The organism is Sphingorhabdus sp. (assembly GCF_040079335.1).
Taxonomy (GTDB): Bacteria; Pseudomonadota; Alphaproteobacteria; order Sphingomonadales; family Sphingomonadaceae; genus Sphingorhabdus_B.
Window position 1 is genome coordinate 13,289 of record NZ_JBEBKL010000009.1, and the last position, 14,117, is coordinate 27,405.

Below are 14,117 nucleotides of genomic sequence, written 5' to 3' on the forward strand. Positions count from 1 at the left end.
CGGGGTTTAGAAAGTCCCGCTGACAGTAGCCCGGTAAATCAGGCCATATTTGTTGCGCCCGGTGTGGGTGAAATCGATCGGACCATCGCGCCGGTCGACAAAGAAGATCTCATCATAGCCTTCGGTCTGACCGGTCAGGTTGATGATCTGGCCGCGCACCTTCAGGCCGAGCACATTTTTGTGCTCGATAAAGGCGCCCACCATCGGACCGGTGCGATAATCGCGACCAAAATAGTCGAGGCGGTAAAAGCCATAGTCGGAACTATCCTCGGCAAAACCGCCATAGGCCCAGTTGCTGCCGGGAATATCGTGGCGGAAATCGAGATTCCAATAAGAGCGTCCACGATTGCTGAGCGGGCGTTTTTCGCCGGTGAGGGGATCGCGGAGTGACGCGGTCTGCCAGGCACCAATCAGGTCGAGCTTTGCCCCCTTGATGCCAATGGTGTCGAGCAGGAAGCTGGCATTGATTTCGGTGCGCAGCCTTTTGGCGGTGCCGTCAATATTGCCGGGCGCTTCGGTGGTCGCGGTAATCGGAATTCGGTCAACCAGATCGCTGATCGATTCGAGGTCGACCTTGAGCTTCACCGACCCGACCTTGCCCAGCGAACGGTTGGCCTCCAGATTGAGTAGCCAGCTTTGCGGCGGCACCAGCCCGAAATTACCTGCATTTGCGTTGTTGTTGCGAACATCGACCGAGGCGAGGAAATCGCCAAAGTTGAGTTGCAGCACCTTGCGCTGGAACTTTGCACTGATGTCGAGAACAGGCGATGCCTTCCAACCGAGCGCAATCGATCCCTTGGGTCGGATATATTGGCGGGCGTTGCCGTTGGGGCCGGTGACCCCCAACTCGCTAAATTCGCCACCGAGTGTCGCTTGCAGGGTCAAATCCTTGGCGATGGGGCGACCGTAAGACAGAATGACTTGCCCGCGCTTTTCTTCCACCCGCGCTGTCGCGTTGGGCAACGGCACAGGCTGAAACACACCTGCATTGTCGAGCTGGAAAAATTCGGATTCGGCGTCGAGATAGTTGAACGCGCCTTCGGCTGAAACCTGCCAATCGGTCTGGCCTGATTTCCAGCGATATTCGGCGCGCAGCACGCTTTCACCCTCGTCGATCAACTGGTTGAAGCGCTGTCCGCTCTCGGGCGAGCCATCGCTCGGCGTGGTGCGGAACTGGTTTTCAAACGGGCTGTGCTCAAACCTGTGAAATCCGATGAGCTTCAGTCGGCCACCGCCGAGGCCGAATTCATAATCGGCGCCAAGTTCGAAATTCCATTCATCTTCGCGGTCAGAACCCGCCTCCAATATGTCGGCGACACCGGGTTGTTGCCGCACAAAGGTGCGGTTGCCGCGAAACTCGAAGAATTCAAGCGCCGCATTGGCGTTGAGGATATTCCCATTGTCGCTTTTCAGCGTGTAGGTGCCTGCCAGTCGCGGGCGATCACCCTCAGATCGCGAGCGGACATCGCGGAAAAACAGCCGGTTGCCATTGGCGTCGCGCACATCCTCATATCCCCAGCCACCGCCGCGAAAGCCGTCTTTGTTCGAAAGCCCCAAAGTGAAATCGCCCTTGCCGAGCTTGCCCGACAGATTGACCTCGCCATTGATCCAGAAGTCATCTACCCGCCGCCGCCATTGCGGACGCCAGGCGAAATTGCCTTGAAGGCTGTCGGGCTTGGTGACGACGTTGAGCACCTGACCATTGAGTCCCGACACGTTAAGCGTTGCACCGTCGGCGATCTCGAGCTGGATGACCGAAGAGGCGGCAATGCGTGACAGTGCGGTTTGCGCATCATTGCTCTTGCCGGTGATCCGCTGGCCATTGATCAATACATTCTGGCTTGCTTCGCCCAAGCCGCGATCTGTGCTGATTTGGCTGATGATAAAGCCGGGAATCTGTCCTGCCATATCGAGCGCTGTTTGCGGCGCGAAGCGGTTGAACTGCGATGCCTCGTAAATCTGCCGCCCGTTTTCAGCACGCGGTTCCAGATCGGTTCGGGCATCTTCGACCTGAGGCGCGGTCGTATTTGCGTCGGCTAAGGCCGGATGTGCCACCGCCATAGCAAGCACACTTCCGGTGGTCGCAAAAATGCGACGGGCGCACAAAATCATCTAACCCACTCCTGTCGGGCTCTGCGGCCCTTTTGATGTGCTCCCTGTAAGGGCGGGTTAGGATTACATTTGTATTCGAAACAGCGACGTTCGATTAGCGACTGTTAATTTGGGACAAACTACATCGACGATCAAAAGCGACGCGAAAGCAGCAACCATGCGGCGATGGCGTTGAAAGCGGTATAGGCCGCGTAAAAGCCGAGGATCATCGCTGAACCAGAATAGGCAAACAGCATCGCGCCGAGCAGGATTCCGAACTCAAGGAAATAGCTGCCATTGCGGCCAAAATGCCGGCCAAAATAGAGCTTGGTGTCCTCGACAAAAGGATGGCCCGATTCAACCACCGCCTTGTGCATCGCGAAATTGGCTATTCCGAGCAGGAAGGCGACGATCAGATGCATCTATCGCCTGCCATGCTCATTTTGCGGCTGCCGGTTCGGCTGCATCAGGGCGCAGGCTGGTGCCCGCCCGTCCGCCACGGAAGGAGGAGAACCAGCTTGTTGGATTGAGCCCCGTTGACCCATCGAGCGAGAAGGTGATGATCTCCGCGCGCCCACCGATCCGTTCCCACGCCACAGGGCCACCAAGCCCGATTGGCGCATCGACGCGGCTGTCGGCGCTGTTATCGCGATTGTCGCCAAGCAGATAATAGTGGCCCGCCGGGATACGCAATGGAGCGACATCGTCGGTCGACCCGCGTCGCGCGTCGATTGTGTCGTAACTCACACCATTGGGCAGCGTCTCGCGCACGATTGTGACATAACAGTGCAGCGAACCATCGGCTTCCTGCACCAGCGCCCCGGGGAAATCGATTTCGGTGCAGGGGTTGTTTGCGTCGACCGGCAGGTCTTTCACCGGCTGTGACTCCACCTTCACCTTCTTGCCGTTCAGGTAAATCTCTCCACCACGCATTTCGAACAGGTCTCCCGGCATGCCGATGACGCGCTTGATATAATCCTGGTTCTTGCCCTCGGGCGTCAGGATCACGACATCGCCCCGTTCGGGCAGTGATCCCCAGACGCGCCCTTTGCTCTCTGGCAAAGTGAAGGCCAGCGAATCGACTTCTTCACGCAACACCAGCCATTGAAACAGCGCGACAGGGTTGGGGATAGTGGGTGAGACGAAGCTCCATCCATAGGCAAATTTCGAAACGAACAACCGGTCACCAACCAGCAGCGTCGGCATCATCGAGATCGACGGAATGTAGAAGGGCTTGGCGATAAAGCTGTGAAAGGCGAGCACGGCCATCAGCAGCCAGAACAGGCCCTTTATCTCAACCCACAGCGTGTGCAGCCAGCTTTGCTTGGCGACAGGCGCGGTGGTGGTTTCGGTCTCGGTCGTTAAAGGTTCGCTAGTCAAAACAGTCATGCTTTCGAAATCGGGAGCGCTTCGATGATCACAAAGGCCTGCGCCCAGGGGTGATCATCGGTCAGCGTCAGATGAATGTGCGCCTCATAGCCATTTGGCACCATCGCGTCGAGCCGTGCCTTTGCGCCGCCGGTCAGCGCCAGGGTGGGCGCGCCCGATGGTGCATTGACGACGCCGATGTCCTTCATGAACACACCGCGTTTGAACCCGGTGCCGACTGCCTTGCTGAACGCTTCCTTGGCGGCAAAGCGCTTGGCATAGGTCCCTGCCGCCGTAAACGGACGCTTTGCGGCCTTGGCATTTTCAACGTCAGTAAAGACCCGCGCTTTGAACCGTTCGCCAAAGCGGTCGAGCGAATTCTGGATCCGCTCGATATTGCAGAGGTCAGAGCCGAGGCCGATGATCACCGCGCCGCATCCATCAAATCGCGCATCCTTCGCACCGCATTTTCAAGCCCGTCAAAAATCGCCTCGCCGATCAGATAATGGCCGATATTGAGTTCGGCGAGTTGCGGGATCGCGGCGATCGGCTGGACATTGTCATAGGTCAGGCCGTGGCCTGCATGCGGCTCTATACCGTTCTTTACCGCAAGTGCCGCGGCATCGGCGATGCGTTTGAGTTCGGCCTCGATCCCTGCAGTATCGCCATCGAGCCAGAGATGCGCATAGCGCCCGGTGTGCAGTTCGACCACGGGCGCGCGCAACTGCATTGCTGCCTCGATCTGGCGTGGGTCGGGTTCAATGAACAGGCTGACGCGGATGCCTGCGTCGGACAATCGCGTCACGATGGGTGCCAGATAGTTGTGCTGCCCCGCCGCATCGAGCCCGCCTTCGGTTGTGCGCTCCTCGCGCCGTTCGGGGACGATACATGCGGCATGCGGCATATGCTTTAGCGCGATGTCGAGCATTTCCTCGGTCGCCGCCATTTCGAGGTTGAGCGGCAGGCTGGTCGCTGCCTGTATGCGCGCGATATCGCTGTCGCGAATATGCCGCCTGTCCTCGCGCAGATGCGCGGTAATGCCGTCGCCGCCGACCTGTGCGACAATTTCCGCCGCGCGCACCGGATCGGGATGATCCCCGCCGCGCGCGTTGCGGATAGTCGCGACATGGTCAATATTGACGCCCAGTCTAAGATGTCGGGGGCGGAGGTTGTTGGTCATGCTCAGGCCTTGCGACTTCCCGGCTTCACCGCCTCGGTTGCCGCCAGTTCGGGCGGCAGTTCGTCGGGCGCATAGGTCGGGAAGTTCAGTTCGAGCAGGTGGAAAAAGGGCACGCCCAGATCGGCGCTGCCTGCCGAACGGTCGATAATCGCGGCAGCAGCGATCACTTCGCCCCCGGCTTCGTTGATCGCCTTGATCGCTTCACGCGACGAAAGGCCTGTGGTCACGATATCTTCGACCATCAACACCTTGGTGCCCGGCGCAATTTCGAAACCGCGACGCAGATAGAAAGTGCCTTCGGGCCGTTCCAGAAACATCGCATCTACGCCCAGCGCACGGCCCATTTCGTGGCCGATGATTACGCCGCCCATCGCCGGGGAAATCACCGCGCCGAGTTGGGATTTGATCTCGCGTGGAATTTTTTGCGCGATGGCCAAGGCGATCCGGCTCGCGCGTTCGGAGTTCATCAACACGCGGGCGCATTGCAGATAATAAGCGCTATGCCGTCCCGAGGAGAGTAGGAAATGGCCTTCGAGCAAGGCTTCGGCAGCGCGGAACTCTGAGAGAATTTCATCTTCGGTCATGATTTTGGAGAAGTCCTTGATGGGCGTGCAATCGGTGTTGCGCGATTTGCAATGCAAATAGGTGGATTCCCCACACAAATAAATGCAAAAATTGGTATTGAGGCTGCTTGAGGCTTGTGCCAAGCGCGCCTATAAGCCGCGCCAAATCGCGGTTTTATAACAGTGATATCGAAGTTTCGGGCGGGGACTCCGCGGTAGGATTACGGGGCTAACGTAATGAATATTATGAAAAAGTTTGTTTTGGCGTGCGGAATGATGCTGCTGCCTGCCATGGTATCGGCGCAGGCGGCGAATCCCGCTGCAGCACCGGTTGCGGCAGAGGCAAAACAGGTTGTTGCCCCCGTTCCGGCAGCTCCGGCAGCGGCTCCGGCGGCTGAAAATGCGGTTGCAGCCCCGGCTGCGGCGGCTTCGATGGACGGTTCGCTCCCCGGCTACACCCCGATGAAGCCCGACTATGAAAACCATGTCGGCATGCCCAAGGACCGCGGTGTTGATTTCCAGGAACAGTTCAGCGCGAACGGCCATTATGCCAAGTGGATGAACAACTCGATCTTGCTGCCGCTGATCACGGTGATCTCGCTGTTCGTTCTCGGCCTGCTGCTTTGGGTGGTGGTTCGCTATCGTCGCGCGGCCAACCCCACGCCTTCGAAAACCACGCACAACACTTTCATTGAGATCGTCTGGACGCTGGTTCCCGTGCTGATCCTGCTCGGCATCGCCTATCCGTCGCTGACGCTGGTAGCCAAGCAATTCAAGCCTGCCCCCGCCAATGCCGTGACCGTCAAGGTGACCGGCTACCAATGGTATTGGGGCTATACCTATCCCGATCATGGCGGATTTGAAGTTGTCTCGAACATGTTGCAGGAACAATCGGCTGTGAAGCCGGGTGAACGTTTCCGCACCAACAATGACGGTCCGAAGTTGCTCGCCGCCGACAACCGCATGGTTGTGCCTGCTGGTGTTCCGATCCGTATCCAGACCACAGCGTCGGATGTGATCCACAGCTTTGCCGTACCCGCGATCTGGTTCAAGCTTGATGCCGTCCCCGGCCGCCTCAATGAAAAGGCCGTGACGATCGATAAACCAGGCGTCTATTTCGGCCAATGTTCGGAACTGTGCGGTGCGCGCCACGCCTATATGCCGATTGTGGTCGAAGCATTGCCGCCGGAAAAATTCGCGGCCTGGGTAAAGGCCAGGGGCGGCCAGATGCCGGGCGACAAGGCGGCTGAAGCCGCTCCCGCCGACGCAACGCCCGCCGCCGCCACGCCTGCTGCAACTACAACTGCACCTGCCGCCGCTCCGGCGCCGGCTGCCAAGTAATAAAGAGGTCGACCAAGATGACGACGATTGCTGCAAATCCCGCCGACCATCATGATCATGCGCATGATGCGGACCACAAGCCGGGCTTTTTCGCCCGCTGGTTCATGTCGACCAACCATAAGGATATCGGTACGCTCTACCTGATCTTCGCGATTACGGCGGGGATCATCGGCGGCCTTATTTCGGGCATGATGCGCCTCGAGCTTGCCGAACCCGGCATCCAGTATCTGAGCGGCTGGGCCTCGATGATGGCAGGCAAGGAAGCTTCGCTCGACGAAGCCTATCATATGTGGAACGTGCTGATCACCGCGCACGGCCTGATCATGGTCTTCTTCATGGTCATGCCCGCGATTATCGGTGGCTTCGGCAACTGGTTCGTACCGCTGATGATTGGCGCGCCTGACATGGCGTTCCCGCGGATGAACAATATCAGCTTCTGGCTGACCGCGGTTGCCTTCATCATGTTGCTGGGATCGACCTTTGTTCCCGGTGGCACCGGCCTAGGTGCCGGTACGGGCTGGACGGTCTATGCGCCGCTTTCAACCTCGGGCTCGGTTGGCCCGGCGGTCGACATGGCGATCTTCTCGCTCCACTTGGCGGGTGCCGCATCAATTCTGGGCGCCGTCAACTTCATCACCACCATTTTCAACATGCGCGCGCCGGGGATGACCATCCACAAAATGCCGCTGTTCGTCTGGTCAGTGCTGGTCACTGCATTCCTGCTGTTGCTCGCACTCCCCGTGCTGGCTGCTGCTATCACCATGCTGTTGGTTGACCGTAACTTCGGCGGTGCCTTCTTCGATGCCGCTGCCGGTGGTGACCCGATCCTCTACCAGCACCTCTTCTGGTTCTTCGGCCACCCCGAAGTGTATATCATGATTCTGCCGGGCTTTGGCATTGTCAGCCAGATCGTCGCAACCTTCAGCCGCAAGCCGGTCTTCGGCTATCTCGGCATGGCCTATGCGATGGTCGCAATCGGCGTTGTCGGTTTCGTCGTCTGGGCACACCACATGTACACGATCGGCATGAGCGTCGAGATGAAGATGTACTTTACCGCGGCAACGATGGTGATCGCGGTGCCGACCGGTATCAAGATCTTCAGCTGGATCGCCACCATGTGGGGCGGCTCGCTCAGCTTCAAGACGCCGATGGTCTGGGCATTGGGCTTCATCTTCATGTTCACCGTCGGTGGCGTGACCGGTGTTGTCCTCGCCAATGGCGGTGTCGATGATAATTTGCACGACACCTATTATGTTGTCGCGCACTTCCACTATGTGCTCTCACTGGGTGCCGTCTTCGCGCTGTTTGCCGGTTTCTACTACTGGTTTGGCAAGATGTCGGGCCGGATGCTCAATGAGTTTCTCGGCCACCTGCACTTCTGGGTGTTCTTCATCGGTGTGAACCTGCTGTTCTTCCCGATGCACTTCCTCGGTCAGCAGGGCATGCCGCGTCGCTATCCCGACTATCCGGATGCCTTTGCGCACTGGAACCAGATCGCCTCGCTCGGCTATGCCATCATGGGCGTCGGCGTGATCATCTTCTTCATCAATGTCTTCTGGTCGCTCGTGGCTGGCCGCAAGGCGGAAGGCAATTATTGGGGTGAAGGTGCGACCACGCTCGAATGGACATTGTCGAGCCCGCCGCCCTTCCACCAGTTCGAAACGCTTCCGGTCATCAAGTAAGGCCGGGAAATCCCCTCCCGCTTGCGGGAGGGGTTAGGGGAGGGCCAGTAGGGCCAGCGCTTCCCTTCGATACAGGCCCTCCCCCGGCCCCTCCCGCAAGCGGGAGGGGAGGATATTGAAAATGACGATTGCGACGAACAACATCAGTCTTCCCGCAGATTGGCGGGATTTCTGGGCGCTGACCAAGCCCCGGGTGATGTCGCTTGTCGTTTTTACGGCACTGTGCGGATTGCTGGCAGCGCCAGGTGATATTCATCCCGTCATCGCTTTCACGGCAATTCTCTGCATTGCCACGGGTGCAGGCGCCTCGGGCGCTTTGAACCAATGGTATGAGACTGAACTCGATGCGAAGATGAAGCGCACGGCAGGCCGGCCTTTGCCCGATGGCCGGATGGAGCGCGAATCGGCGCTGCAATTCGGCATCGGCCTCGCCGCCTTTTCGGTCGGCATCATGGGCGTCGCGGTGAACTGGCTGTCGGCCGGGATCCTTGCCTTCTCGATTTTCTTCTACGCTGTCGTCTATACCATGTGGCTGAAGCCCAATACGCCGCAGAATATCGTGATCGGCGGCGCGGCAGGGGCCTTCCCGCCGGTGATTGGCTGGGCCGCAGTAACCGGCGATGTGACCCTGCTTCCCCTATTGATGTTTGCGCTGACCTTTTTCTGGACGCCGCCGCATTTCTGGGCGCTCGCGCTGTTCATGAAATCGGATTATGGCGCAGCGGGAATTCCGATGCTGCCCAATGTTGCGGGTCAAAGGGTCACGCGCAACCAGATCTTCGGCTACAGCTTTGTGCTGGCGGCGGTTGCGGTTGCGCCTTGGGCGCTCGGAATGACGGGCATATATTATGGTGCCACTGCCATCGTCCTGAACCTGCTATTCCTCGCGTTCGCCTTTTCCGTTTGGCGCAGCGAAACGACCGAAGCCGCGGAGATGAAGGCTGAAAAGCGCCTGTTCGCCTTTTCGATCCTCTATCTTTTCATCGCCTTTGCCGCACTCGCGCTCGACAGGATGGTGCTGGCATGAGCGAGCAGGAATTCGATATGGGCCCGAAAAAGATCGGTGACCTCAGTCTTGAGGAAAGCCGCGCGGTGCGCGCCCGTCAAGCCGGGCGGTCTCGCGTGATGGCAGTAGTTCTGTTCGGGCTTTGTGCCCTGTTTTTCGCGATCACCATTGTCAAGGTAGGGGTGTGGGGATGACGGCGATGACGCAACCTCAGAAATCCAACCTCAAAACCGGCCTGCTTGCGGGCAGCCTTGCTGTTGCCATGGTCGGGATGGGCTTTGCGGCGGCTCCACTCTATCGCATCTTTTGTCAGGTGACAGGTTTCGGCGGCACGACGATGCGGGTCAGCGAAGCGCAGGCAGCGACCATTCCGGTCAGCAGCCAGACTATCGTTGTTCGTTTCGATGCCAACCAGCGTGGCCTGCCCTGGGAGTTCAAGCCCGAACGGCCGACCGACACGGTCAGCATCGGTGCGCGCGATATGTCGGTGTTCATCGCCGAAAACCTCTCGGACCAGCCGATCAAGGGCATGGCGACCTTCAACGTCAGCCCTGCGCAGGCAGGCAAATATTTCAACAAGGTGCAGTGCTTCTGCTTTACCGAGCAGACCCTGCAGCCGAAACAGCGCGTGCGCATGCCCGTGCTCTATTATGTCGATCCGAAGATCATGACCGATCCGGATACCAAGGATATCGAAGAAATTACGCTCAGCTACACCTTCTACCCCGTGGACGACACGGGCAAGGGAAGCTAAGGGCAAAGTTGAAAACAGGTTAGGGAATAGGGAAGCAAGCCATGGCCGGTGCCAAGAACCACGATTATCATATTCTTCCGCCGAGCATTACGCCGCTGGTCGGCTCGTTCGCGGCGCTCACCATGTTTTTCGGTATGGTGATGATGTTCCAGCCCAAGGTGCTGGGCAGCTATGGCAGCCTCGTCTTTGGCGCGGGCCTGATCGGCGTGCTCTACACCTTCTGGACATGGTGGAGCGATGTGATCCGTGAAGCGCATGCCGGCGATCACACGCCAGTGGTGCAGCTGCATCTGCGCTATGGCATGATCCTGTTCATTGCTTCGGAAGTCATGTTCTTCGTAGGCTGGTTCTGGGCCTGGTTTGATTATTCGCTCTTCCCTGTGCCACTGCAGGTCGAAATTGACCATGCAACCCACGCCTTCACCGTGACCAATCAGATCGGTCAGGATGCAGCCGCCGCGCTTGCGCAATGGCCGCCCAAGGGCATGCAGGTGTTTGACGCCTTCAGCCTGCCGCTGCTCAACACGCTGATCCTGCTCTGCTCGGGCACCACGGTTACCTGGGCGCACCACGCATTGATCAATGGCGACCGCAAGGGCCTGATCAACGGCCTGTGGCTGACGATCATCCTCGGCGTGCTCTTCTCGTGCATTCAGGCCTATGAATATTCGATCGCGCCCTTCCCCTTTGCCGGGCTGAACTATGGATCGTCCTTCTTCATGGCGACCGGTTTCCACGGCTTTCACGTGATTGTCGGCACCATCTTCCTGATGGTCTGCCTCGCACGTGCCTATAAGGGCCACTTCACGCCGAAGCAGCATTTCGGCTTCGAAGCAGCTGCCTGGTATTGGCACTTCGTCGACGTCGTCTGGCTGTTCCTCTTCGTCGTCGTCTATGTCTGGGGCGGCTGGGGCGCGCCGGTCCATTGATCGGCATCGGCCGGTATCGGCGATGACGGACACACAAACACAAAAAGGGCAGCCCGGCTTGGTCGAGGCTGCCCTTTTGGGTCTTTGCCCCGAATGCGGCGCCAAGACACTGTTCAGCGGCCCGGCGAAATTTGCCGAGCGCTGTGGGAAATGCGGGCTCGACTATGCGGCCTTTAACGTCGGCGATGGCCCGGCAGCCTTTCTGACAATGGGGCTGGGGGCGATTATCATCATCTTGGCAATCATGCTTGAGCTGGCGGCGCATCCGCCCTTTTGGGTGCATGCGCTGATCTGGGTGCCGCTGACGTGCCTGCTGGTTGTCGTCTCGCTGCGCGTGTCGAAAGGCGCCCTGCTGATCGCCGAACATCGCAATCGCGCGGTGGAAGGGCAAATTGAAGACAAGGCGGACACAAGGTGAAGCTCAAACTTCCCCTGATCCCGACCATCGTGGTCGCGCTGGCAGTCGCAACGATGATCGCACTCGGTATCTGGCAATTGCAACGCAAGGGCGAGAAGGAAGCGCTGATCGCGCTCTATGCCGCCAATGCCGGAAAACCGCCCATCACCTTTCCCGATATGGCACCCGTCCGTGATGCGGAGATGTTCCGCAAATCAACGCTCAACTGCCTTGAAGTCGTTAAATGGCAGAGCGTTTCGGGGCGCGATACCAAGGGTAATGCGGGGTTCCAATATATTGCCGATTGCAAGACCGGCGCGGAAGGGCCGGGGGCGTTAGTCGCTTACGGCATTGCCGACCGCCCCGATATCAAGCCTGAATGGAAGGGCGGCATGGTCAATGGTACGATCATCACCGAGCCAAGCCGCTATGGCGTCATCGAACGCATGATCGGCAAGATCCCGGTGCCGCGCCCCATGATCGTGGCGGACAGTGTGTCCGAAGGTATGCGGCCGGTTGCGCAGCCCGATCCAAAGAGTGTGACCAACAACCATCTGTCTTATGCGCTGCAATGGTTCTTTTTTGCCGCCGCCGCGCTTGTCATTTATCTGCTCGCGCTGCGCCGGAAGCAGGCCGGCGGGTGAGCCTTCCTGCCGATCCGCTTTTTTATCTGCTCGCCGCCGTCGCTGTCATCCTTGTGGGCCTTGGCAAAGGAGGCTTTTCCGGACTCGGCTCGGCATCGATGCCAGTAATGACGCTGGCAATTGATCCGATCAGCGGTGCCGCCATCCTTCTGCCCTTGTTCATCGTCCAAGATGCAGTGGGGGTTTGGTCGTTCCGGCGCAACGTCGATTGGCGGATGCTGGGCTGGACGTTGCCGGGTTGCGCGCTGGGCATCTTTCTTGGCTGGCTGCTGGCGTCCAGTGTAGCGGTCTGGGTGGTCGAGGCTGCAGTCGGCGCGATAGCTCTGGTCTTTGGCGCAAACCAGCTTGCGACCAGTAGCGGCGCAGGCGTAAAGCTCGGGAAGCCGCAGCCCGATGCGCTCGGGCTGTTCTGGGGCGGGCTATCCGGCTTTACCAGCCAGGTGGCGCTTGCGGGTGGCCCGCCATTCCAAATCTGGGCGCTAAGCCGCAAAATGTCACGCGATGTCTTTGTCGGCACCAACGCGTTATTCTTTGCGACCTCCAACTGGCTGAAGGTTCCAGCCTTTGTCGCGCTGGGGCAGTTCAGCCTGCGCAACACCGTGCTGAGCGGCATATTTCTACCGCTCGCCATTGCCAGCACAGTTGCCGGAGTTTGGCTGGTGCGGCGGGTGGCTCCAGCGCGCTTTGTGGCGATCATCAACCTGCTGATGATCGCGGTGGGTCTGAAGCTGCTATGGAGCGCACTTACTTAGGCGCGAGGACCATCAGCATCTGGCGGCCTTCAAGGCGCGGATAAGCTTCGACCTTGGCGGTTTCTGCCATATCCTCGGCCACGCGCTGCAACAGCGCCATGCCCAGCTGCTGGTGTGACATTTCGCGTCCGCGGAACCGCAGGGTCACCTTCACCTTGTCGCCTTCACCGATGAACTCGACGATCTTTTTCATCTTCGTCATATAGTCATGGTCGTCAATGTTCGGACGCATCTTGATCTCCTTGATCTCCTGCGTCTTCTGGCTCTTGCGGGCGAGGTTGGCCTTTTTCTGGGCCTCATATTTAAACTTGCCCACATCGAGGAATTTGCAGACCGGCGGGTCGGCATTGGGCGATACTTCGACGAGGTCTAGGCCGACTTCGGCGGCCTGTGCAATTGCTTCGCGGGTGTACAACACCCCCAGATTTTCGCCCTCTTCATCGATGACGCGAACTTTTTCGCTCTGGATGAACTCATTATAACGCGGTCCACTTTTGACCGGAGGCGTGTTCATACGCCGTGAGACTGGGGCAGCGATAGCAATTACTCCTAAAATCTATGATGAGCGGCCCTTACAGGCAAATTCGTTACAAATAAAGGGCTGGCCGCACCACCTGTTGCTTTTGTGCACAGGCGTTGCAGCGATGCAACTGGTGGCCCGCTTGGGGATTTCAAGCGGGCACGGGCGGCTCGCTATGATCGGCCATCGCGGCGAGCGCCTCATCGGGCACCGACAACATCATTTTGTAGCGATCTTCCGGATAGGCCATATGTGGTTTGGCCGGATTATAATTGGGCTGTTTCACCGAACCACCCGCGCCATCAAAGTCATCGGGGTTGGCATAGGCCTTGGCCTCTTCGGCGCTGATCCCGACCTTGGCGAGCACTGAGGGATCGACCCAGCGGTCTGCGGTGACGGGCATTCCGGGGCAGGCGACCTCCAGCGTCATCTGCTCGGGCCCGGCAAAATAGATCGACTTGCACATGCCGTGGTTGAGCGGGCCGATAACATTGACGCCCTTGGTGCGGATCCGGTCGCGCATCGCGATCAGGCGGTCTTCGTCCGCCACATAAAAGGCCAGATGCTGCATCGTCCCCGGCGCGCTGTTCCCCGCCCCGGTGCCAGCGTGTGTCAGGCCAAGGGTGATCGGCGTCTCGGCAGTCTCGGGCAATTGCACCAGCGAGAAATAACAGCCACCGTCGAGCTTCAGAAAGGCGTGGATGCCGCCAGGAACGCCGTGCATGTCAAAGATCGCGACCAATGGCGCGCCGAGCACATCGGCGAAGAACGCGATCTGTTTCTTCATATCGCCGGTCATGATCGCGATGTGGTGAATGCCTGTGGGCTGAACCATTAGACTTGCCTTTCCCCTTCCTCACGGCAATCTGCCATGGAAGAGGAGCAAAGCA

Annotated in this window: 17 protein-coding genes; 9 read left to right on the forward strand and 8 right to left on the reverse strand. The window is 58.9% G+C overall.

Going from position 1 to position 14,117, the window contains the following annotated elements:
- Nucleotides 1-6: 6 nt before the first annotated feature.
- The 6 genes from ABL922_RS04385 to pyrE all read right to left on the reverse strand — a co-directional run bounded on the left by ABL922_RS04385 (nucleotide 7) and on the right by pyrE (nucleotide 5,223).
- The gene (locus tag ABL922_RS04385; RefSeq protein WP_349022988.1) at nucleotides 7-2,112 is read right to left on the reverse strand and encodes a hypothetical protein; all 2,106 of its coding nucleotides are present in this window, start codon (nucleotides 2,110-2,112) and stop codon (nucleotides 7-9) included.
- A gap of 131 nt (nucleotides 2,113-2,243) precedes the next feature.
- Nucleotides 2,244-2,513 (reverse strand): hypothetical protein, encoded by a 270-nt coding sequence (locus ABL922_RS04390; RefSeq protein ID WP_349022989.1) that lies wholly within the window; start codon nucleotides 2,511-2,513, stop codon nucleotides 2,244-2,246.
- A gap of 16 nt (nucleotides 2,514-2,529) precedes the next feature.
- Nucleotides 2,530-3,480 (reverse strand): signal peptidase I, encoded by a 951-nt coding sequence (gene lepB, locus ABL922_RS04395; protein ID WP_349022990.1) that lies wholly within the window; start codon nucleotides 3,478-3,480, stop codon nucleotides 2,530-2,532.
- The gene (acpS, locus tag ABL922_RS04400; RefSeq protein ID WP_349022991.1) at nucleotides 3,477-3,887 is read right to left on the reverse strand and encodes a holo-ACP synthase; all 411 of its coding nucleotides are present in this window, start codon (nucleotides 3,885-3,887) and stop codon (nucleotides 3,477-3,479) included. The genes lepB and acpS overlap by 4 nt, the downstream gene beginning before the upstream one ends.
- The gene (locus ABL922_RS04405; protein WP_349022992.1) at nucleotides 3,884-4,639 is read right to left on the reverse strand and encodes a pyridoxine 5'-phosphate synthase; all 756 of its coding nucleotides are present in this window, start codon (nucleotides 4,637-4,639) and stop codon (nucleotides 3,884-3,886) included. Before ABL922_RS04405 ends, acpS begins: the two co-directional genes overlap by 4 nt.
- Before the next feature lie 2 nt (nucleotides 4,640-4,641).
- On the reverse strand, nucleotides 4,642-5,223 hold the full coding sequence (gene pyrE / locus ABL922_RS04410; RefSeq protein ID WP_349022993.1) for an orotate phosphoribosyltransferase: 582 nt from the start codon (nucleotides 5,221-5,223) through the stop codon (nucleotides 4,642-4,644).
- A gap of 216 nt (nucleotides 5,224-5,439) precedes the next feature.
- On the opposite strand from pyrE, the gene coxB reads away from it, so the two are divergent.
- From coxB to ABL922_RS04455, 9 genes are all read left to right on the forward strand, one after another.
- Entirely contained in the window at nucleotides 5,440-6,543 is a 1,104-nt protein-coding gene (gene coxB / locus ABL922_RS04415) for a cytochrome c oxidase subunit II (RefSeq protein ID WP_349022994.1), read from the forward strand.
- 17 nt (nucleotides 6,544-6,560) lie between these two features.
- Nucleotides 6,561-8,225 (forward strand): cytochrome c oxidase subunit I, encoded by a 1,665-nt coding sequence (gene ctaD, locus ABL922_RS04420; protein ID WP_349022995.1) that lies wholly within the window; start codon nucleotides 6,561-6,563, stop codon nucleotides 8,223-8,225.
- Nucleotides 8,226-8,346: 121 nt separating this feature from the next.
- A complete protein-coding gene (cyoE, locus tag ABL922_RS04425; protein ID WP_349022996.1) occupies nucleotides 8,347-9,252 on the forward strand; it encodes a heme o synthase in 906 nt (301 codons plus the stop codon).
- A complete protein-coding gene (locus tag ABL922_RS04430) occupies nucleotides 9,249-9,425 on the forward strand; it encodes a hypothetical protein (protein WP_349022997.1) in 177 nt (58 codons plus the stop codon). Before cyoE ends, ABL922_RS04430 begins: the two co-directional genes overlap by 4 nt.
- The gene (locus ABL922_RS04435) at nucleotides 9,422-9,985 is read left to right on the forward strand and encodes a cytochrome c oxidase assembly protein (protein WP_349022998.1); all 564 of its coding nucleotides are present in this window, start codon (nucleotides 9,422-9,424) and stop codon (nucleotides 9,983-9,985) included. Before ABL922_RS04430 ends, ABL922_RS04435 begins: the two co-directional genes overlap by 4 nt.
- Before the next feature lie 41 nt (nucleotides 9,986-10,026).
- Nucleotides 10,027-10,914, forward strand: coding sequence for a cytochrome c oxidase subunit 3 (locus ABL922_RS04440; protein ID WP_349022999.1), 888 nt, complete (start codon nucleotides 10,027-10,029; stop codon nucleotides 10,912-10,914).
- A 22-nt stretch (nucleotides 10,915-10,936) separates the two neighbouring features.
- Entirely contained in the window at nucleotides 10,937-11,332 is a 396-nt protein-coding gene (locus ABL922_RS04445; RefSeq protein ID WP_349023000.1) for a DUF983 domain-containing protein, read from the forward strand.
- Complete coding sequence (locus ABL922_RS04450; RefSeq protein WP_349023001.1) at nucleotides 11,329-11,955, forward strand: SURF1 family protein; 627 nt, start codon at nucleotides 11,329-11,331, stop codon at nucleotides 11,953-11,955. The genes ABL922_RS04445 and ABL922_RS04450 overlap by 4 nt, the downstream gene beginning before the upstream one ends.
- Nucleotides 11,952-12,707, forward strand: coding sequence for a sulfite exporter TauE/SafE family protein (locus tag ABL922_RS04455; protein WP_349023002.1), 756 nt, complete (start codon nucleotides 11,952-11,954; stop codon nucleotides 12,705-12,707). The genes ABL922_RS04450 and ABL922_RS04455 overlap by 4 nt, the downstream gene beginning before the upstream one ends.
- Here ABL922_RS04455 and infC read toward each other — a convergent pair.
- The gene (gene infC / locus ABL922_RS04460) at nucleotides 12,700-13,221 is read right to left on the reverse strand and encodes a translation initiation factor IF-3 (RefSeq protein ID WP_349023003.1); all 522 of its coding nucleotides are present in this window, start codon (nucleotides 13,219-13,221) and stop codon (nucleotides 12,700-12,702) included. The genes ABL922_RS04455 and infC overlap by 8 nt on opposite strands.
- Nucleotides 13,222-13,378: 157 nt before the next feature.
- On the reverse strand, nucleotides 13,379-14,062 hold the full coding sequence (locus tag ABL922_RS04465; RefSeq protein ID WP_349023004.1) for a VOC family protein: 684 nt from the start codon (nucleotides 14,060-14,062) through the stop codon (nucleotides 13,379-13,381).
- Nucleotides 14,063-14,117: the final 55 nt, after the last annotated feature.